The sequence below is a fragment of the Burkholderia sp. SR8 genome (assembly GCF_052851275.1).
In genome coordinates, this window is sequence record NZ_JAULUC010000015.1 from 17,043 (window position 1) to 37,376 (window position 20,334).

Genomic DNA, 20,334 nt, shown 5'->3' on the forward strand with positions numbered 1-20,334 from the left:
CAGCTACGCGCCAGCGGGAGGCGCCCCCCAAAGCTTCTCGAGGTCAACGTCCTCGCTAGCTGGCTGCTTATCGCTGGGTAGGCGATCCACTTGGATCACCAGTGGCAAATCGAACGCGGTACCAGTGGCGACGCAGCAGCCTTGCGAAAGCCCTGGGATCAGACTGCGTGACAGCGCATCCAACGTTGAGATTGTGTTGTCGATGAGAAATAGGTCTCGATCGTTCACCAACCGGTGGATGAAGAAATTGTGAAGTTGCGAAACGATTGTTGGGGAGATGTCAGCGGGACGTTGACTGGCGATCGTGACGAACATGCCGAACTTACGCCCCTCCTTGATGATTTCTTCGAACTGCTCCAATCGATAGTCCTTCCAGCTTTCGCTTTCACGCGTGGACTGATCAGAAAGGATATTGTGTGCCTCGTCGATGATGACATGGACCGTGCGGTCAGGAGGTGTGGCGACAGTGGCCTTGTGGAAGTTGTAGTAGTGCTTGGCGAAAAGCAGCGGCAGGATCTTCTTGACCTCGTTGTTGCTGCGGCGCAGCGAGATGACTGTAAGCAGCTTCTCGACAGGCGGCGCGTCTGTGATTACCAGTACCTTGCGCAAGCTGGCCAGCGATGACTCGACGCGCTTTAGCAGCGGCTGGATGTGCTCGAACTGAACGTAGCCAGCGTTTAGGTCGGACATCAGTTGCAGGTTGACACGAAGGATAAGCTGGTCGAACTCGTCGAGCCCCTGGACATCCAGTGTGTCGACAGTCGGTGCGATGTGCGCGGCGTATTGGTTGCCGTCGGGATCGATAAACGCCCTATAGTGGAAGCGTCCATTGCGGTACCAGGTGACGTCGGCTAGCAGGTCTTGAACCGCTTGGTTGTTCATGCGCCGTGCGACCGTTCGCATCAGGTCTAGCGTCGCGGGCTTTACCTCGCCGGCGCAGAACGACTGGCGGAACTTGCTCTTCGCGTAGTTCGCCAACGAGGCTGGGTTACCCCCATACTTCAGCTTGCCCGAGATGACTCGGTTGAGAAACGGGCGCTGCGTGTTAGTGGTCGCCTGGAACAACAGGGAGAGAGTTTCAAGGTCCCAGAATTCTTGTGGTGCCAAGGGAAAGCGGGCCGTCGCGTCGTTGGGATCTGGGGTGGTCGCCGTAGAGAGCTGATAGACGGTCTTGTGAGCGGCAGGTGCCAGTTGTTCGCCACCGTATTCTCCATTGAAGTCGAGGATCACGAAGCGACTCTTGCCCGCGATAAGCTGCAGCTTCTGATCGAAAAGAACGGTGTAGAGCTTTGCCAGCGTGTTGGATTTCCCGCTGCCCGTGTTACCGAAGATGCCGATGTGGCTGTTGAAGAGGCGCTTCCACGGCAACCCGATGGCGATCTCCTCCTTCAGCATTCGCCCGATCTTGAATTGACCGTCAGACTTACGGTCGAAGATGGACCGAATCCGCTCCTCGGGCAAAAGAAACGCCGGATCCTGAATCATTGGCAGGTACTTGATACCCTGCGAGAAACCGGTGCTGTCGAAAAAACCAATAGGCCTAGCCTCAACCTTCCGAACATACGTCGGCTTGCCGTCTTGCATCTCTATCCGGCTCTCGTCCAGGTATTCACCCTCAACCATGCAGATGATGTCGCGGAAGCCGCGCTGGATCGAAAGGTACTCGCGGATAGACACCCCCTTGTACTTCTCGCCAGCGTGAAAGAGCGTTTCTTTGCTGGACTGTTCGTCGATCTTGAGGATTACCTTGGTGCCATGTACGGCCACTACCTCGCCAACACGGATGCTCATACGAGACCTTCGGCGCTAGTATCGATCGAGGCAACATCTGCTTCGCTCACGGGTACGTTGGCCGTGACGACTGTCGGTCCGGTCGCTTCTGGCCATGCCAGCACCTTTTCGTTGAACGCAGTGAAGTCCAGCACGCCCTCGTCAAGCGCAAGGCACTGAACGTTGCGATGCCCTTTGAATTTATCGCGCATCGCTTCGTATCCTTCAGCGCTAAAACAACACACGAACACCTGCAAGCCCGGGTTGGATAAAGAGCGCATCACCAGATTGAGGATGTGCTCGTCGGCGAACGAGAAGCCAAAGGTTATGAGGACTGCATTGGGCTTCTCAAGTTCATAGCTGAGCAGTCGGAGCATCTGGTAATAATGCTCCTCGTACACCGTCTCATGGAACTTCCATTTGGTCGGATTGACGATGGGCATCTGTTCGTACTTCGCCCAGAACGCCTTCAGCGCGTCATCATCGAATGCTGGAACCTGCAAGTCTTCCAGCGTGGCCGTGGGAGTGTCGAGCACGGTCGAGAACGGCTGCAACATGGTTGTCGCTTCTGCGTCCAGTAACGATTCCCGGTCCGACAGGTCATAATCCACCTGAATGGCCCCATCCGCCTTGCTCCAGTACACCGACCCGTGGAGGTGGATGAGGTTGATTTGCGGGATGCTGCTCTGATAGCGTCCGAAGACACCGGCTTGACACAGGTACGAACCAAAATTCCGCGCTTGCAATATGCGCTTGGTGAAGCCCCGCGCGCCGTCATTGAGCACGAAGTCAGTTTGGCCCTCTTTGAGCAACTGGTCGGCCACGAGCGGGAAACAACCGTCGTAATTCGTCGTGAACACGTTGCACCGACGGTCCAGAGCCTTCCGTCGCTTGACCATATCTAGGGCAGTTGTAAGGAAGGTACGGTAGTTTTTTATGACCTGCTTGCCCGCACCCGTGTCCATCGCAGTTTCGAGAGTAAGCTGCTGAGCGGGTCTGATGCATGTGCAGTAGTAGTGCATGAATAGCGGAATGAAACGCCGATCATGCTCTTGCTCGAACTTGGTAGCCAGTTCTTCCAGCGTGTAGCGTCTGTCCCCGTTTAACAATTGAAGCTGCAGGGTGGGCAAGAGGCCATATGATGCCCCGGAGCCGAATAGGAAGTTGACATCCTTGTCGTAGATATCGCCGATGGAAATCACTGCTCGCCCCCCGGTATTACTTGTGTTCAATGACCTGAACCGTGACAGGAATGGCCCGCATGGCCTGTCCAACATCAGCCGAGCGCAGCTCTGTACACCACGATCGCCAGTATATTCGTGCTCGCTCCAATTGGATTCGATTTCGCAGAGTCTGGCGCACCCGCCTCATTCCTGAGATGGACCCTGCTGCATCGCGACCACTACGGCGTACAACAGGTAATTAGCCGACATCGCTGCCGACGCAGTAGCGCACCACTACCGAAAACATCATGCGCCTGTCAGATGATGCGCGATAGCCGATAGGCGCAAAACCAAAATCGACAAAGCGCAACCGCCAGCGCAGCGAATAGATCCACGAAAACGAGAAGCAGAAACAAAAATGGCCGACCTCAGTTTGTCGACCAGTTTCGGGCAGCATCTGCTGCATGCCTGTTTTACCGCCAGGCTACGGATGACTCAGATCATGCGCGATCTTGCTTGCGAGGACGGCCACGACGGCGAGGTGTATCGCCACCGTCGTTGGCAGCATCTGGCATGGCATCGGTATCGACCACAACCTCGACACCAGCCTGCACGATCTTGCCGTTGCCGCATTCATTGCCCCAGCCCGCCCAGCCAGGGCGAGGCTCGCCACGGCAGAACAGCTCGATCTTGTTTAGCTCCGGATACATCGCCTCGATCATTTCATACGCGCAGTCAGGTTTGCGGCTGTGCTCACGACGCTTTTCTGCAAATACGGAAGCGAAGCGGACCGTGTCTGGAACCTCGGGAACATTGCCGCGCGTTGCGATCATCAGATGTTCGTGCTGAACGCGGAAATATGACCCCATGCCAGGATGCACTTTGTTCCAAATGGCCTGCGTCTTGAAGGTGAATCCCCACGCTTTGATCACGTCAAGCGCCTCTTGTGGAAGGGAGGCGGAGCACCAAAGGAATAACACGGCGTCCTCGGCAGCGATTTCGTTGACAGGCATCGCGCAAATCTCTTCAAGCGTCATGGTGGTATAGCCTAGCGCTTCCTCCTGAAGATAATTCCACGCAGGATCCGCATATACCACGCTGTATGGTCCAGCGTTGGGATCAAGAGGCTTGCTGTTCGCGCGCTTGGCTTCAATCTCAGCCAGACGCTGTTTGCGACGTTCATCGGTCAAAGCGTGACGGATCGCCTTGGCCTGTTTGAGAATGTCTGCATCGATGACTGATAGCATCTTGCGTTGCGACGGCTGAGGTAGCTTGGCGATTTCAGCGGCATTGGTCACGTCGACCTGGCCAGCGTCCACGGCTTGAATCAGCTCCTCGGTTCCGTTCTTGAGAACAGACTTGGCGCGCTGTACGGAAGCCACTGAAACATGCAGATCATCCGCAGCCTGTTGCTGGGATACGCCGCCCGTATGCTGGTTACCGCCAAGGCCGATGTTGGCAAGGCGGCCAGCAATCATGGCGCGCTGGCTGTCGCTCAGATGGCGGCGATGCTGGTTAAGGCTCACCACCAGACGTTCGATGGACTGACCAGCAGCCACCTCCTCAATCTTGGGCTCGATGCCAAGCTCGTGGCAGGCACGGTAGCGGTGACGGCCGTCGATCAGTTGCCCGTTCTGCACGAGAATGGGAACCTGCTGCCCATGCTCGCGGATGTCCTCCTTGAACTGCTCGAAATCGTCGTCGTTCATGACAGGGAACAGATGAGCGACGGGATGGATGGGTAAGCTGTTGCGTGGTGTTGCGTTGTTTGGTGTTTTCATTGCAGAGGCTCCTTGTTATTGTTTTGGTGTGGCGGTAATGTCGAATGCGAAATAGTCATCGCTGTCGTCGAAGATTTCAGGCGCATTCGCGGCGATCATAATGAACGCGGCGATAGGCGCAGGAACATCTTCCCCACTGAGTTGGACAGGCTGACCGACCACTTTGCGAGGGCGAGGGTCGCTATGGATTGCGGCAAGGACCTGCGAATATTGGCGTTCGACGATGCCGAAGCCGGTCATGCTCTCCGTAGAGAGAATGAAGCTCACGCGGAACTTGACGGTGGGTGTGATGTAATCCATGACCAGAAATGCAACCTGATCGATAACGACTTCTAGCAATTGATCCATGATGCAAGAAGCATCAAAAAAGTCTGCATCAGTGAATTGCTTGCTTGGGTTTTCAATTTGATTCATCTCGATTTCTCCTTTAAATGATGATGAGTTAAATCGAATTTCGCCTTTGTCAACGCGTCATTCGATGTTTCACATCATTCCAGAAATGAAGATTTTTATCGTGGACAGAAATTCCGAATTTCGATCCACGGGATCTACCGAAATGACTGAAGCTACCGAGAGCAATCGTGAGGAAGGTGCGGGGAACAAGCGCAAAGCGGGGCGAGACCGGCGCTCGCTACTGAATGTCATGCGCTCGCGCGCCTATCTCTACGAACTGATTCGCCGCACGAATGTGGCCGACGCTGGAGAACTCAAAAGGGCTGTGCTGTCTGAGGATGGCGATTCGGCCTCCGCACTCTCGCTCGCAGTGACATGGAACCCACGTTTTGATCGGGTTATCAATGGCAACCTGACGGTCACGGAACTGCTGCTAAAGCAAGTTTCCCAGAAGAAAAGGCTCGCATCCGCTCGTCTGATTCATGAGATTGGCCCCGAAGAGGATCAGGGCAACGTGCCACTGTGGGCGATCTTCGAAGACCGCGTCGAGGAGTTCGACGAGATTATTGAATCGGGACTGCGGCTGTCACCGGCATCGGATCTCGGGGTGGGTCGCGTGGATCGTGTCGCATTGCTCTTTCTACCAGCAGACCAATGGCACGAGCTTCGAACAAGCTCCGATGTGGCCGCAGGCCCGAATCTCGCGCAGCGGGCCTATGACGCGGGCTACTTCACTGCTGACGTTCGACGGCTTGCTACCGCAATTGCTTTTTGGATGCTATGCCTGAAGGGAGCAGACGAATGGGGCCCAATGGAGACGCTGCTCGATTGGCTTATGACCGGGCCGTATACAAGAGTAATCGCGCAGCTTGGTATCAGCGAGGAGATGCGTGATCTGCTACGCATGATCGCCGAGGACCATCACATACAGCAGGGCAACGTCGCCGCTGCTGCGCGTGCGCTTACTCGTTTTGGGACAGATGGCAAGCGTGCCGATCCGTTTGGTTAGACGAGTTGCTTGCTGCGTTTTTCGGTCTTGACGTCGAGCGAGCTCTCCAGCTTGCCGTGTAGCGTGTAGGCGTTGAGAACCTTGCTGAAGGGACTGCCGCCATCATGCTTGCTCTGCACTGACTCGCCGATGCTGCGAGCGGTATGTCCGCTGAAATTGGCGACATCTACGTCGAGACGGCAATCCAGCAAGCCGCAAAGAAATTCCTTGTAGGCTTGCTCGCCGAAACCACGACGCAGATTCACTTTGAAATGATCGCCACAAGTGTCGGCCAGTACATGGGCTGCTGTGCCGTTGAAAACCGGGTAGCCCAAGGAGTCTTTGTTCCCCTTGACGGTATTGACGTCGATGCCCCGCTCAATGGCAAATGCGAAAGCGGACAGCAGTGTGTTGGCGTTCAGGTTGCGGAGCTCGTGGTTGAGCAGTAGTTCCCATAGCCAGCAGCCGAGGTGCCAGCGGCTGCGCAGAAGCGTACTGTCCAGGCCGACGACGATCTCCGTCGCCACGTCGTAATCTCGTCCGATGGCAGCGAGGAAGAACTGGAGCGCCAGGTGGGGCGAGACAATATCTTGGACGCGGTGCCAGATTGCCAGAGCTTGGCTCGGTGAGGTGGAAAGCTGTTGGGCAAAATCGGCGAGAGCTTGATAGCCAGCCACCAGGTTGGTGGCATGCTCAGGCGTGAGTCTCGCGGCCTCCAGCGCACGCACATCCTCACCTTGGACGAGCACATACCCTTGGGGCTCCATCTTAAGATCGAGACTGCGGAAGAAACCGATCAGGCAACCATCGACCTCCAGTGCTGGGATCAGGCTCGTCCAGCATGCTTCGGCAATGTGAGTGGCATCCTCATCGGTGTCCGTGAACGCGACCATATGCCCGTCCAGCCAGTCAACCACAGCCCCAAGGCGATACTGCTGCTTGCCAATGACGTCGAGCCGCCAGTCCTTGACGGCGCTGATTGGTTCGCCTAGCCATTGCGCCAGTGCAGCTTCGTCGATCCATCGCGCACGTTGCCCGACATCGGCATTGGGGCGACGAGTCAGAACGCCTGACAGCATTTCAAGCGCGGCAGCGACGTGCGGCAGGCTCAGCGGCGTCGATGCTGGAAGCTGGCGAAGTCTGGCTAGGAATTCAATCGGGGTCATGGTGGCTGTCAGGGAGGCGGTTGGGGTGGCACGGAACCGAACCCACGCCAGCATCCCAACCCAGTTCGTCTGGACGTGCGGCCAACGTGGAGCCTCAATCTTGAGCGGTACGCTTCTTCTCGGCGCGCGTGCCCACCTCTTGAGAGGTACTCTGCCTAGCAGAAATCCTTACATCTCAATTGCTCTTTGTTCTGGCTGCGCAAAGACTCGACTCAACAGACCGTCGGTTGAGACGTCTCCATACCGCGCGGCTAACACGTCGCGCATCTTTAGCAGGCGGCGGTTCGCCGTGTCCACCAGCGTGCCAAAAGTTGTCGCTCGTATGCGTCCATATTTCTGATTACCGTCGCCGACTTCCTTTTCGCGCGCTACGCCCGCTGCCACTTTTTGACCGACCACCCATGCGCAGATGTAGGGTGTCCCCGAAAGAGCGCCAGACGAAGCGATGTCCTGCACGTAGCCGTCAGCCTGATTGACCTCTTTGCGCGTCAATTCGAAGCCACCCTTCTTGAGTTCAATCACCAAGACATGTTGCAATCGCGTGAGAGTCGGGTCAGAGGGGTCGAACGATTCAATGCCGGTAAGTTGCCACGTCGTCTTGTCAGGCAGGACAACGATATCGGGACGATGACGTTCGTTGATGAACTGCGCATCCGCACTCTTGAACAATTCACGCGCCACTGTCTGCAAGGTGGCATTTGAGCAGTATTCCTGCGACTCAAATTCCGGACCAAATACCCACCGCGAGCGCAGTATCAGTGGGTGTAGCGTATGTAGTTCATCCGTATGCGGATCGTCGGCCAAGCGCCGGATGGTTTCGATCACGCTGATTCGGCTGTCTATCTCATCGAGCACACGCAGCGCATCCTTGACGGTCCATTCGGTAAGCAAGCGATCCAGTCCATCAATATCGTCGGGTTGCAAACCGGACAGCTTCTGTAGGAGCGCAGCCCCTGTTTTTGATTTCTCTAGGTGGATGACCGCTTTGACGGCGGTTGCGAGGAAATCGGGCGAGACGGTTGGATGCGTCTGGGCTACCGCCTTGGTGAACTCGGCGACTTCCAAGCGTGCTCCTTGCCCCAAGGTGGCCAATTCGCTTCGGTTTTGCGTCAGGGCATCTTCGGAGGCCGCCTCAACGACTTCTGCGGCGAGTTCTCGCGCGACTTTCCCGATGTGTTCCGCCGTTGCGGAATACAGCTTCTGAACTTCGTCCGTCATACGGAAAGCGGTCCAATCTTGCGTTACATCAGCCTCGTAGCCTTGTGTATCCACAATGACCTTGTAGCGACGAGCAAAGCGCGTCCGTCCGTCAAAACTAGCCACCGATCCGATCGACCATGAGGGCATGCCGACCAGCCGCCGTTGCACCCAGAAAGCGATACCCTGATGTACGGAGGAATGGTTGAGGCGTGTCGAGTCGATCACGATGATGGTGGCACGACGTCCATCGCCAAGCTCAAGTGTTTCCTCACTGACTCGGCCGTCAATTTCGGTGAAGGGGCGTTGATTGCCGTTGACCCGGATCTCGAACTCAGGGTCATGGATGAAGCGCGCCGCAAGTACGGTCAGGATTTCATCAGCATCGGGGAGCTTGCGTGTTATCTGCACCGAAAGCCGAGTGCCGTTACCTGCTCGTCGCCCGAGCGTTTCGCTGCGCAATACGAAGGGGCTGGGACCTGACTCGGTGCCGACGACGAATGTCGCAAGCGTACCGTCGCGCCAAGTCTCTACCTCGTATTCATCAGCGAAGCACAGCAAACCATGTCGTCCAACGCCATTGCGTCCGTAGGCTTTTCGGGGGCGAGCTGATCGCCCAGACGGAAACTCAACATTCGGACCTTGGTGCTTTAGACGAGAGTAGCGCAAGGTCATCCAGCGCTTCTTGAATTGCGCCGGCGTCATGCCGTGCCCGTCGTCAGTGACCGTAAGCGTGCCACCGATTTCAGCGGGCAGAATCAAGTCCACACGCGCAGCACCAGCATCCCAGGCGTTCGCCACTAACTCGGTCAAAGCCACTTGCGGCACATGGGCGACATCTCCCAGTTCGCGCAGCAGATAGTCGTCTTCGAACAGCGAGGTTTGCAGCGGTTCAGACATGAGCGGGCTCTCCCGAGAACATCCGCTTAATCGTCGCCGATAACGGGAGCGATCATTTTGCAGATAGCAGTATGTTTGTAACCAGTGCCTTGATGGCGCGATGTCGAACGTGGTACGGCACACGGCAATTGTATCAGTGGGGACGCGATGGTAGCCCTTGATATTGACCGGAATCGTGGATTTTCCGGATGCCGGAAGCTTGCCGCTTATCCACTAATCCAACCGCCTATCCAAACCGCCTTGCAATCAGCCAGATTCGCGGTAAGGTGGACAAAGCTGAAGAGCAAAACACAAGCAAGGTTAACCTGTCCGCCGTATCACGCGGTCAGGATATTCTGGGGCTCGCCCCAGTCCCCTTGAGAAAGCGCCTCACTGCGCAACACGTGTCGCCTCGGCCCAATAACAACAAGAACAAGGAGCCGTCATGGAACAACAATTCGAGCAGGCCGCGCCTGCTATATCATCAAACACCAATCAGATCGTCGTCGAGCAACGACGCACACAGCGCATTGAACTGCGCGTGACCGCCATCGAGCGTGCTCAACTGGAAGCGCTTGCGCTGGCATCGGGTTACACCAATCTCGCGCAGTATCTTCGTGAGACCGGGTTGCATACCGGCCGTGCTTTGCCACCGACCGCCGACTATCAGTTGCAATTGCAATGGCTACAAGCCGTCAATCGCATCGCCGATCACGTCCGAGAAATCGCGGATCAGATCGTCGGCGGCCGTCAGCCTGACGACGACATGCTCTATTACTTGCTCCAGGTCCACGAGATGGCCGAGGACATCTGGAAGGAGGCCAGGCAGGACAGCAAGCCAGCAGGTGACGCATGATCGTGCGCATCTTCAAAAGCGGAACCTCGGGTGGCGAGTCTCCAGTCCGCTACCTGTTGAGTGACATCGACCATGCCGGGCAGAAGCGCTCCGTCGAACCCGAGGTGCTGGGAGGCAGCCCCGATCTGACAATTGCTACGATCAACACAATCACACGTAAGCACAAGTACGTGTCCGGTGCCATCGCTTTCCGCGATCAAGAGCAGCCCAGTCGTGAGCAGATCATGAACATCATCGGCCGGTTCAAGGAGACTGTCTGCCCTGGTCTTGATGCGCGCCATTACAACAGTCTGTTTGTTCTGCATCGAGACAAGGGCAACACCGAGATCCATTTCGTGGTGCCTAGCCTTGAGCTGACCACGGGACGCCGACTATCGATTCATCCGCCTGGGCCCCGCAATATCGCACTCTACGATGCGTTTACCAAGGTCTCGAATCATGAGTTCGGTTATGACCAAGTCATCCCCGATCCATTGAAGCTGGCGTTGTCGGATTTCGAGCGCAAGGTGCCAGAGGCGCAGAGAGACCGCAGCAACAAGCTGCACTTGCACAAGCATCTTGCCCGCTCGATTCGTCGTGGCGAGATCACGAACCGCGATCAGCTCTGCCAGCACCTCGAAGAGCAGTTCGGCGTGACCATCACCCGCAAGGGGGCTGATTACATCTCGGTCAAGTTTCCCGGCAGCCAGCGGGCAAAGCGCATGCGCGGGCCGCTATATCGAGCCGATGCCGACTATGCGCAACTGCTGGAACAGTACCGCCGTCCGCCACCTGCCAGGCTGACCGATACCGAATACCGCAAGCATAAGACCGTGCTCGCGGAGCTCGTTGCCGAACGTAAACAGTTTTTCGCGGCTGCGTATCTGCAACCCAGGCAACTGCGTGCCCATAAGGCCAGAGCCACATTACGACCAAGGCCAATGCGGCATCGCCCATCAACACCCCATAACTACAAGGAGACCAAAACCATGCATCCAGAACTGAATGCCATCAAGCGCGTCGCGTCCGATGCCCTATCCGTTGCGCGCCAAATCCGTGCGGAGCGTCCTGTATTCACACCAGCCCATCGTGCTGCCGTTGCCGGCCGCATCCAACATCTGCGTGATCAGGTATACCAATCCAGCAAGAGCGATCTCAGCGAATATGCGGCCATGGATACAGCCCATGAAGTCGAGGGTGCGTTGGGCGAGATCGAATCCGATATCAGTGCAGCTACGGCGGACGTGAATCATGCCAAGACACCCGAGCAACGCCGAAAGGCTGAAGAGCGTGTGGCCAAACTGATTGCCCAGAAGAACCGCTTGTTACAGCAGCTCGCGCAAGCCAAGCTCCGTCAGATCAATGCCAGTGCGAAGCGTTGGCGTATTTGAAAACGATGTATCTGAATAGCCGGGTGTTTTACCCGGCTTCTCGTTGACGCGGAGAAACGTTCAATCCATTGTACTGTTCCATCGACTGGATCTGCGCATCAATGGATGCCCATCGAAGAACGCCGCTGACCTTCTTTCAGCAGGCCATCCCGGAGCCGTTCAAGAACGATAGCAACGCGGATATCGGCGATGTCTTCATCGCGCTGATCTACCCCGAGATATTGATCCGCGATACAGCTGGCGATTACGTCATCGATTGCCGACAGGACGGCTTCGATGCTGAGGCAGATGACTTCCCGCTGCTGACTTTCCTCGAAATGTTCCCCACGATTTGCGATTCGCTTATCGCCGAAAGCACCGCGCTCAAGCAGTACTACGAGCGCTATCGCGTTGACTTGCAGTGCTTGTGATGCTGCGTACATCGCGCATGAGGTTGCAATGTCGGCTGCGCCGCTGCCTGCAGGACGTGATCCTCTGGGACCGTAGCTGAAGCGTGCGAGTCTCTTTGGAGGTGGTTGACCGTGATGACGAATCCCAGGAACAGTGCCATACCAACCACCCATACCACGGGTAGGTAGAGCAACCACGGGATTGCCCGTTTGCCTTGTGCCTGCCGCTTCCTGAACCATGCCTGCAAGATGCTGAGCGTGACTGCGTTGGGAAACGCGGCGAGCAGCATGGTCGCGGAGTCGTTGTAATTGCTCAGCGAGATGTAGGTTCTGCCGCCGAAAAAGACAATCGAATTCCCGACGAACCGCACCAGATCTGCACCCCAGTGGAATCCTTCAATCCACAGGAAGAACAGCGTCTCGAGCGAGATCGCCAGCGAGATCAGCACGGTCCAGGACCACGCACCGAAATTGAATGGTGCGCCTTTGGCGATCCGGTCATTCAGCCGATGGCATATCCATCCAGTAACAGCGAAGGGCAGGTACACGACACCGAACACCACCTGCACACCGAGTACGGTGTCTAGCAGAGCGCCGTGGGTCTTGGTCAGGAAGTACCATGCCGAAGCAGCGAACAGCAATGCGGTCAAGACAAGATAGAACCAGTTCTTCTTCCGGTAATGCCAGACCAGCGCGGCTGGTAGGATTGCCACGGTAAGAAGAGGAAGCAGGAGCAATCCCAGCAAGAACTCGCCGCCACCAGATCCACCGCCCCCGCCGCTATTGATGCCGCTTGAACCGGTGCCGCTTTGCGCGCGCTTCTGCTCACTGTTGGCTACCCATTGCCAGTAATGGCGGGAAGAATCCGTCGGTGGAGCGATGTGCTGATCGTCGAGCATCCCCCAATTCTGCTGCATGTCCAGCAATTGCTCGCGCAACGCTTGCTGTCGCTTTCGTTCACTCTCTGGGCTGTAAAAGTCGTCATCCATTTGCGGTTTTCTACCGGTCCTATTGTGGGTCGCTTACTGAACTGTGCTGACTACCCACAGACGGTTCTCGTGGAGATAGTCGACAGTCAAATCGAGCCCCATGCTCATCAGCAGATGGGCAAACATGAAGCTTGCCCGCGAGTTCGCCGTGTCGATGATGATCGACCGGGAGGGGAACGATTTCAGCGGCGGATTCGGGCCGAACGTCCGCGAGGCTCCGGTGTTTTTTCCACCGTTCTTGGGCATCTGTGCCCACCCCAGCAGCGTGAACGTGTAGTCGTCGGTGATGTCGCGGATCTTGGCATCACGCCCGCAGTAGGGAATGTGGTCGAACCGCTGTGAAGACTTTTCGTTCTTCCAAACCACGGCAGAGATCACGATGCAATAGTTGGCGGGTGCGACCGCGATACTTGCAGCGGGGACTGCACCGGCACTCCATTCAAACCAATTATTCATGGCGTCTGGCGGCATGGCGTCGATGGCCAGCGCAACGCGAGGCCATTTGCCAGCCGCCTCGGTTCCTTTGAACACGTTGGCCAAACCTGATTGATTGAAGGCTGTCGGACCGCTGGGGACAATCGGACCCGAGACGCTCTGGCCGAGCTTGCGCAGGTTATCGGCAACCTGATCCATTTGCTGGGGCAGTTCCGCGCAGGCAGTGAGCAACGTGCAGGCTGCCGCGAATACGGCGGCGCGATATGAATGGCGCATGGAGGCTCAATCTCGAGAGGGAGGCTCATGGCGTACCTGGTACCCCATGAGCGAAAGTGGAACTGTCAGCGGCACACGGCGACGGTCTGCGTGGCGTCACGCTCGAATACCGTCAAACTGGACGACAGCGGCAGGAAGAGGTCGCCGGAGCCGACAGACTGGTTACCTATTACCAGAGTGGCTACGCCGTTAACTTCATATAGGCTCTTGCCCGTGCTGATGTTGTTGTACCAGAGCTGCCCATACGGCTGGTAATTGCCATTGCTGTCGGCGAGCAGCACTTTAGGCCCATCGATTTGAAGATTGGCAAACGGCGTGCCGCCATCCTGGCACGCGAGGAATCCGTTGACGACCGTCTGCGCAAGTATTTGCAGCTTGCTCGCATAGATCGCGCCCGTGCGCGTCACAGGAGGCGTCGCCTGGTTGGTGCCGAAGCGATCGATCGTGAGCACAGGACCGCGATCGCCTGCCTGGAAGTTCAGAATGCCAAAGTCGTCCCACACAGGCGCAGCCGAGGTGCCGTCGTTGATTTGCACATGCATCAAACCGTCGTTGGCGTTGGGCACCAGTTTGAGCGCTACTTGAGTTGGTTTGGTCGTGCTTCCGGGCGGCGCATCGCATGTCCCCAGATTGTTGATGAGTCCGCTGTCGCACAGCGTGATGTCGGTCCCGTTCGCCGCCAGGCGGAACGTGCCGGCCACGGTCGAGGACGAGCTGCCGTCGCTCGCGTTGCGGGTCGCGCCGAGGAAGAAATAATCACCCGCTAGCGTCATCGTATTGTTCGGTACCGAGTACCCCGTGCCTGCCACGCTTGACGAGCGAGTACCGAGCGTCGCCTGACCGACGATGGTCTTGGTCCGGGTGTCCAGCCGTAGCGCGAAACTGCCATTTGCGCTGGTGCCCGTGTACGTCGTGAAGCTACCGCTCGTTGATTGGGTATAGGTGCCCGAGATGTCGGTCAGGCTGTATTGCGTCGACAACACCTTGATCGTGAACGAGCCGTCTTGGTTCAGTACCAGACGCCACGTGTCGCCGATATCCGCCGTGAGATCGAAGGCTTGTGCAGTGGAGGTTGTTCCGGGCACCGCAGTTGCGCCAGTCTGAGCGACAAGCGCAGTTGAAGATTGGCTGACGGCATCCTGTTGCGGCGTCGTGGTTGTCGAGCCCCCCGACGTCGACGTATTGCTGCTGCCGTTTCCATCACCGCCGCCACCGCATGCTGCCAAGGCGACTGCAATGGTGCCGAGTGCCAGCACGTTCTGGACCGAGATAGCGCGTTTCTTGTAGGCCGAAGTCGTTTTCATGTGGTGGGTTGCCTATTAGGAGCGTCTGACAAAAGGCTCGCCAAGCGAGCTTGGCGATCAAAAAGGGTCGTAAAAGCCGTGGTCATAAACCGATCATAGCGTGACGATTCCGTCATGCCAAGGGTCTCTTTCAAAACGGATAAGGACGGTCAGCTCGCGTTGATCGGAGCGGCAGTGCGTGCACGGCGCAAGGCCATTCCACTGTCTCAGGAGGCATTAGCCGACCTCGCCGACATCGATCGCTCTCACATGGGCAAGATCGAACGTGGGGAGCGAAACGTCACCATGCTCAACGTCCTGCGAATTTCGCAGGCGCTTGGTTGCAAACCGTCCGAATTGCTAGCTGACGCCGGTCTGTAAGCGGATTGGTTGCATGTAGACTTCCCCCGAAGAATGTGTTGATTTGGGGGGATTGTCGCGGCGAGCCACCGGGGGAGGTAGCTGTAAGAAGTTATAGGGTGCTCAAGGAGCAATCAGGCGAAGGCTGATTGCGCGGGCCACCGCCTGACGGCGGTTTGTAGCACCGACCTTCTTCGTCGCATTCCCGATATGGAAGATCACCGTCCGCTCGGAGACGGAGAGGATGTGCGCGATCTCCCACGAGGTTTTGCCGACCGCGGCCCATTGCAGGCATTCTTTCTCGCGCGACGTCAGCGAAGGTATCGGGGCGCTGGACATTGATGCATCCAGTCGCCGCACCGCTTCGTGCAAATGCAGGGCAGTTAGCACAGCAAGGCCGGAGATTGCGTCGGTGTGGCGTTGCGAACGTTCTGGAGCTTGATCGGACGTCACGCTGAACAAAGCCCGAGTGTGGTCGAAACCGTTGATCGGTATCGTGATGCCGGTTGCCAGCCCGTGCTCACGGGCCTCGTCAAACACGCGGCTCCGTGCCGCCTGCAAATCGTCGGCATCCCAGTGGATCGGAAGGTTGCTGGTCGTAATCAGCTTGACGACAGGATCGGCGGCCACATGCCCAGCTTCTTGATAGCGGCGAATCCAGGAGGCCGGGTAGGTCGTAAAAATGTTCTTGGTGTACAGCCTCTCCGCCTCAACGACGTTGTGATCGTCCTTGAAGAAGTGACGGGCATCACCAGCAACAAGTAGCGGCGAGTAGAAGAAGCGGCCATAGCCAAGGTTGCCCGCATGGCGTTCCATGAAAGCTGCGATCTCCGCATGTGAGCGTGCCGTCAGCAGGCCCTCGAATGTGTAGAGCGGCGACACCATGACCTTATTTCAAAATCCCGGACAACGCTTTGATTGCGCTGTCGAGGGAATTCTGGGCATCCAGTTTCCGGTCTTTCAGCAGCGGAAAGACCTTGTCGAGCTGAGACATCGCCCACCAGAGGCTGTCTTCTTTTAGTTCATCGACGGCCTTCCAGTAATGCCGCCATACCTGATCGTCTTCATATTTCAGTTGAACGCTGTACTTCTCATCTTGGTATCTGACTCGACAGCACCGCAGATAAGTCGACGGATAGTACAGGCCCTTGTGATTCGGGGGATCGGCGTTGATCGAGACAAGTACGAGCTCGCCAAAAATTTCCACCTGCGGCCTGATTTCCTCGAACAGGTCTTTTCCCCATTTGCTCCGGTATTTCACCTCGACCAGGAATTTGTCGTCCTGGTCCTTCGTCATGACGGTGAAGTCTGGCAGACGGCTCATGGCATCGGGGTAGGCCAGCTTCGCATACTCGAAGCTGGACATGCAGGAGAGCTCCCGAATGACTTTCTCAATGCCAGAGTCGATCACGCGATAGCCCGCGTCTTCGAGGATCGCCTTGACGATACCCTCGGTCATTTCCTTTTTTATTCGGTTCTCGAAATCCATGGCGCGAAAGCGGGCAGGTCAGAACGGTAATATTCTGCCGACTGCGTTATCTCCAGTCAGTGGAACTGCTGCCGAGGGGCAGGGTGGTGAAGCGTTACCAGAAATGCTTGATCGGAAGTTCCAGTCGATCAATAGTCTGCTTCAAAACGGATAACGGCTTCTCGTGCTGATAGTTGACGACGTGCGGCGAGGAAAAATCCACTTTCGCTTGTTCGTAGTGCCCGACTAGGGCCATCAGCATCACGGGGTGGACGTTCATTTCCGTCAGGCGAGTAATAAAGGTGTGGCGCAGCGAGTGAAACACCTTGCGCTTGTCTGGAACCTTCAGGACGTCCAGATAATCGCCAAACCGGCGTGACATATTCTTGCTATAGCCGTTCTTGCCTGGCTTCAGGTGCGGGAACAGCATGGTGGCGTTCTTGGCTCGCAGGTCCTCTACGTAGGCGAGGAACCCGGACGCTTCGATTTCCCGGTGCATCGGGACTTTGCGGATCGAATTGCGGTTCTTGGCTTTTTCGATCTCGAAGTAGTGAATGCCGCCATCTTTTTTGATCTGGTCCAACCGCAAGCAGGCAAGTTCCTCGACGCGGGCGCCCGTGTAGAGGGAGAGGAACGGCAGCCAGTGGTAATCGGGTTTTCGCAGGTAGCCTCGATAGGAGGTTTCGTCGAAGATCAGCTTGAGATCGTCGTCGGTGAATTCCCGGTAGGGCTCCACCTGCTGCTTCAGCTTGGTTTTGCTCGAGACCCGTACCTTCTCAAACGGGTTGGTGGCGAAGTACAGATTGTTGTCGATCGCATAGGCGAAGAGGTCCCTCAGGAATGAGGTCTTCGCATTGATACGGCTGGCCGACGCATTGGCCGCGAGCAGTCGGTTCTTGTAGGCGATTGCGGTATCGGCACCGAAGGCGTTGATATCGCTGTCCTGGAAGAACCCTTGGAACTCCGCGTAGGTTCGCTCCTTGTCGTCCAGCGTCTTCGCCACGTTGTCGAGCTTCTTTTCCGTGAGGTAGAGCGCTATGACGTCGGAGAGCGGCTTGCTTTTCGGTTTGGGTGGTTCTATGCGCTGGGGCTCGGGGCCGGCCAGCAACCGGGCGACTTCCGCTGTCGGCATCGCGGCAAGCTGTTCACCTGTCACGCCGAGCTTGTCCAGAATGTCGAACAGAATGCCCTTGTCCTCGGGCTGGATATTCGTGAGCTTGACCCCGTTCGGCAACGCGATATCGAGGTGACGGAACATCTCAGCATCAAGGCGGGACTTGCTCATCTCAACGTGCACGTTCAGTAACAAAGCGGACAGTTTAGCCCGCTGAAAATCTTTTGTGCCGAGGGAGCGACGGGTGTCGGTTTTGCCGTGCGTCAGGCGCAGGTAGTACACGCCGTGACGGGAACGGGTCAGGCGGGGGATTTTATGCATGGTCGGGTATCTGGGACACCGACCGGGACACCACAAGAAAAAAGCCCTTGAACTTCTCGCGAAGTATCAAGGGCTTACAGCATTTGGTGGCGAATCAGGGACTCGAACCCCGGACCTGCGGATTATGATTCCGTCGCTCTAACCGACTGAGCTAATTCGCCGAAGACTTGAATTATGTAGATCTACCGCCCGGCTGTCAACACCTTTTTCGATCTTTCCCGAAAAAAGTTGCCGGTAGCCCGTTCGGATCAGGCGAAGCGGGCGAGAGCCGCCCGCTCGCCGACCTCGACAGACGTCAATCCTGCGCGTAGATGTTGGAGTCCTTCGTCTCCTTGACGAACAGCAGACCGATCACGAACGTGACCAGCGCGATCACGATCGGATACCAGAGCCCCGAATAGATGTCGCCCTTCGCCGCGACGATCGCGAACGCGGTCGCCGGCAGGAAGCCGCCGAACCAGCCGTTGCCGATGTGATACGGTAGCGACATCGACGTGTAGCGGATCCGCGTCGGGAACATCTCGACCAGCATCGCGGCAATCGGCCCGTAGACCATCGTCACGTAGATCACGAGGATCGTCAGGATCACGATCGTCATCGGCCAGTTCAGCTGCGCCGGATCGGCCTTGGCCGGGTAGCCTGCCGCCTTCAGCGTCGACGCGAGCGTCTTGTCGAACGCCGCGCCCTGCGCCTTCGCATCGGCCGCCTTGCCGTCATAGGCCGGGATCACCGTATCGCCCACCTTGATCTCGGCGTTCGAGCCGGCCGGCGCCGCGACGTTCTCGTAGTTCAGGCCGGCCTTCGCCAGCGCGCTCTTCACGATGTCGCACGAGCTCGTGAACTTCGACGTGCCCACCGGGTTGAACTGGAACGAGCAGGTGGCCGGGTCGGCGACGACCGTGATCGGGGCCTTCTGCGTCGCGAGCTCGAGCTGCGGGTTCGCGTAGTGCGTGAGTGCCTTGAACAGCGGGAAGTACGTGAGCGCCGCGATCAGGCAGCCGGCCAGGATGATCGGCTTGCGGCCGATCTTGTCCGACAGCGAGCCGAAGAACAGGAAGAACGGCGTGCCGATCAGCAGCGCGATCGCGATCAGGATGTTCGCGCTCGCACCGTCGACCTTCAGCGTCTGCGTGAGGAAGAACAGCGCGTAGAACTGGCCCGTGTACCACACGACGGCCTGGCCGGCGGTCAGGCCGACGAGCGCGAGGATCACGATCTTCAGGTTCTTCCACTGGCCGAACGCTTCGGTCAGCGGCGCCTTCGACGTCTTGCCTTCGGCCTTGATGCGCAGGAACACCGGCGATTCGTTCAGTTGCATCCGGATCCACACCGACACCGCGAGCAGCAGGATCGACGCGACGAACGGCACGCGCCAACCCCAGCTGCCGAACGCTTCCTCGCCGATGAACGTGCGCACGCCGAGGATCACGAGCAGCGACAGGAACAGGCCGAGCGTCGCGGTCGTCTGGATCCACGCGGTGTAGAAGCCGCGCCGGTTCGCCGGTGCATGCTCGGCGACGTAGGTCGCCGCGCCGCCGTACTCGCCGCCGAGCGCGAGGCCCTGCAACAGCCGCATCGCGATGAAGATCACCGGCGCGGCGATGCCGATCGATGCGTAGCCGGGCAGGAAGCCGACCACGAACGTCGACACGCCCATGATCACGATCGTCACGAGGAACGTGTGCTTGCGGCCGACGAGGTCGCCGAGCCGGCCGAACACGATCGCGCCGAACGGGCGCACGGCGAAGCCGGCCGCGAAGCCGAGCAGCGTGAAGATGAACGCGGCGGTCGGATTGACGCCGGAGAAGAAGCTCTTGCTGATGTAGGCCGCGAGCGAGCCGGCCAGGTAAAAGTCGTACCACTCGAACACGGTGCCGAGCGACGACGCGAAGATCACCTTCTTCTCTTCGCCCGTCATCGGCGAGTGCGAAATTTGCCCGCCTAACGTTGCCATGAATCGTCTCCAAGTCCCTTGATATAGATATGCGGCCGCCTTGGGTGGGCGGGCCTGTCGACGATTATTGGCAGGGAAACTTACGGCGCACTGACTCGCGCGGACAAAACGACTGCGCGTTAACCCGCGAAGAATCGGCTCGTTCGCGCGCCGATCGTGCCGCCAACGGGCGGTAAAGCACC

Annotated in this window: 19 protein-coding genes and 1 tRNA gene; 5 read left to right on the forward strand and 15 right to left on the reverse strand. The window is 57.6% G+C overall.

The genetic code is table 11. The features are described from left to right. Window positions 1–3: 3 nt before the first annotated feature. The 5 genes from Q3A80_RS19560 to Q3A80_RS19580 form a co-directional block, all read right to left on the reverse strand. A complete protein-coding gene (locus Q3A80_RS19560) occupies window positions 4–1,791 on the reverse strand; it encodes an ATP-binding protein (protein WP_446330553.1) in 1,788 nt (595 codons plus the stop codon). Then, on the reverse strand, window positions 1,788–2,972 hold the full coding sequence (locus Q3A80_RS19565; RefSeq protein ID WP_446330554.1) for a hypothetical protein: 1,185 nt from the start codon (window positions 2,970–2,972) through the stop codon (window positions 1,788–1,790). Before Q3A80_RS19565 ends, Q3A80_RS19560 begins: the two co-directional genes overlap by 4 nt. Window positions 2,973–3,192: 220 nt before the next feature. Continuing rightward, window positions 3,193–3,399 carry a hypothetical protein gene (locus Q3A80_RS19570; RefSeq protein WP_446330555.1) on the reverse strand — a complete coding sequence of 69 codons (207 nt, stop codon included), beginning with the start codon at window positions 3,397–3,399 and terminating at the stop codon, window positions 3,193–3,195. Between the two features lie 34 nt (window positions 3,400–3,433). Continuing rightward, on the reverse strand, window positions 3,434–4,714 hold the full coding sequence (locus tag Q3A80_RS19575; protein WP_446330556.1) for an MT-A70 family methyltransferase: 1,281 nt from the start codon (window positions 4,712–4,714) through the stop codon (window positions 3,434–3,436). A gap of 15 nt (window positions 4,715–4,729) precedes the next feature. Then, window positions 4,730–5,128, reverse strand: coding sequence for a hypothetical protein (locus Q3A80_RS19580; protein ID WP_446330557.1), 399 nt, complete (start codon window positions 5,126–5,128; stop codon window positions 4,730–4,732). 64 nt (window positions 5,129–5,192) lie between these two features. Here Q3A80_RS19580 and Q3A80_RS19585 point away from each other — a divergent pair, with 64 nt between their 5' ends. Beyond that, entirely contained in the window at window positions 5,193–6,116 is a 924-nt protein-coding gene (locus Q3A80_RS19585; RefSeq protein WP_446330558.1) for a hypothetical protein, read from the forward strand. Here Q3A80_RS19585 and Q3A80_RS19590 read toward each other — a convergent pair. Beyond that, window positions 6,113–7,261, reverse strand: coding sequence for a hypothetical protein (locus Q3A80_RS19590; RefSeq protein ID WP_446330559.1), 1,149 nt, complete (start codon window positions 7,259–7,261; stop codon window positions 6,113–6,115). The genes Q3A80_RS19585 and Q3A80_RS19590 overlap by 4 nt on opposite strands. Before the next feature lie 168 nt (window positions 7,262–7,429). Continuing rightward, entirely contained in the window at window positions 7,430–9,358 is a 1,929-nt protein-coding gene (locus Q3A80_RS19595) for an ATP-binding protein (protein WP_446330560.1), read from the reverse strand. Window positions 9,359–9,782: 424 nt separating this feature from the next. Between Q3A80_RS19595 and Q3A80_RS19600 the strand changes: the two genes are divergently transcribed. The 3 genes from Q3A80_RS19600 to Q3A80_RS19610 all read left to right on the forward strand — a co-directional run bounded on the left by Q3A80_RS19600 (window position 9,783) and on the right by Q3A80_RS19610 (window position 11,973). Further along, the gene (locus Q3A80_RS19600; protein WP_446330561.1) at window positions 9,783–10,193 is read left to right on the forward strand and encodes a plasmid mobilization protein; all 411 of its coding nucleotides are present in this window, start codon (window positions 9,783–9,785) and stop codon (window positions 10,191–10,193) included. Beyond that, window positions 10,190–11,563, forward strand: a complete 1,374-nt coding sequence (locus Q3A80_RS19605; RefSeq protein WP_446330562.1) for a relaxase/mobilization nuclease domain-containing protein — start codon at window positions 10,190–10,192, stop codon at window positions 11,561–11,563. The genes Q3A80_RS19600 and Q3A80_RS19605 overlap by 4 nt, the downstream gene beginning before the upstream one ends. A gap of 101 nt (window positions 11,564–11,664) precedes the next feature. Beyond that, window positions 11,665–11,973, forward strand: coding sequence for a hypothetical protein (locus Q3A80_RS19610; protein ID WP_446330563.1), 309 nt, complete (start codon window positions 11,665–11,667; stop codon window positions 11,971–11,973). Here the strand turns inward: Q3A80_RS19610 and Q3A80_RS19615 are convergent. From Q3A80_RS19615 to Q3A80_RS19625, 3 genes are all read right to left on the reverse strand, one after another. Next, window positions 11,946–12,941 (reverse strand): hypothetical protein, encoded by a 996-nt coding sequence (locus Q3A80_RS19615; RefSeq protein WP_446330564.1) that lies wholly within the window; start codon window positions 12,939–12,941, stop codon window positions 11,946–11,948. The genes Q3A80_RS19610 and Q3A80_RS19615 overlap by 28 nt on opposite strands. A gap of 33 nt (window positions 12,942–12,974) precedes the next feature. Beyond that, window positions 12,975–13,652, reverse strand: coding sequence for a hypothetical protein (locus tag Q3A80_RS19620; protein ID WP_446330565.1), 678 nt, complete (start codon window positions 13,650–13,652; stop codon window positions 12,975–12,977). A 65-nt stretch (window positions 13,653–13,717) separates the two neighbouring features. Beyond that, window positions 13,718–14,956 carry a hypothetical protein gene (locus Q3A80_RS19625; protein WP_446330566.1) on the reverse strand — a complete coding sequence of 413 codons (1,239 nt, stop codon included), beginning with the start codon at window positions 14,954–14,956 and terminating at the stop codon, window positions 13,718–13,720. Window positions 14,957–15,070: 114 nt separating this feature from the next. On the opposite strand from Q3A80_RS19625, the gene Q3A80_RS19630 reads away from it, so the two are divergent. Beyond that, complete coding sequence (locus Q3A80_RS19630) at window positions 15,071–15,316, forward strand: helix-turn-helix domain-containing protein (protein ID WP_038788748.1); 246 nt, start codon at window positions 15,071–15,073, stop codon at window positions 15,314–15,316. A gap of 102 nt (window positions 15,317–15,418) precedes the next feature. Here Q3A80_RS19630 and Q3A80_RS19635 read toward each other — a convergent pair whose 3' ends face one another. The 5 genes from Q3A80_RS19635 to Q3A80_RS19655 form a co-directional block, all read right to left on the reverse strand. Further along, window positions 15,419–16,180, reverse strand: coding sequence for an autoinducer binding domain-containing protein (locus Q3A80_RS19635; RefSeq protein ID WP_209954024.1), 762 nt, complete (start codon window positions 16,178–16,180; stop codon window positions 15,419–15,421). 4 nt (window positions 16,181–16,184) lie between these two features. Then, window positions 16,185–16,784 carry a hypothetical protein gene (locus Q3A80_RS19640; RefSeq protein WP_004635424.1) on the reverse strand — a complete coding sequence of 200 codons (600 nt, stop codon included), beginning with the start codon at window positions 16,782–16,784 and terminating at the stop codon, window positions 16,185–16,187. A 94-nt stretch (window positions 16,785–16,878) separates the two neighbouring features. Beyond that, complete coding sequence (locus Q3A80_RS19645) at window positions 16,879–18,198, reverse strand: site-specific integrase (RefSeq protein WP_446330567.1); 1,320 nt, start codon at window positions 18,196–18,198, stop codon at window positions 16,879–16,881. Window positions 18,199–18,282: 84 nt separating this feature from the next. Next, window positions 18,283–18,359 (reverse strand) — tRNA-Met (locus Q3A80_RS19650). 134 nt (window positions 18,360–18,493) lie between these two features. Then, the gene (locus Q3A80_RS19655; RefSeq protein WP_446330568.1) at window positions 18,494–20,152 is read right to left on the reverse strand and encodes an MFS transporter; all 1,659 of its coding nucleotides are present in this window, start codon (window positions 20,150–20,152) and stop codon (window positions 18,494–18,496) included. Between the last annotated feature and the right edge of the window lie 182 nt (window positions 20,153–20,334).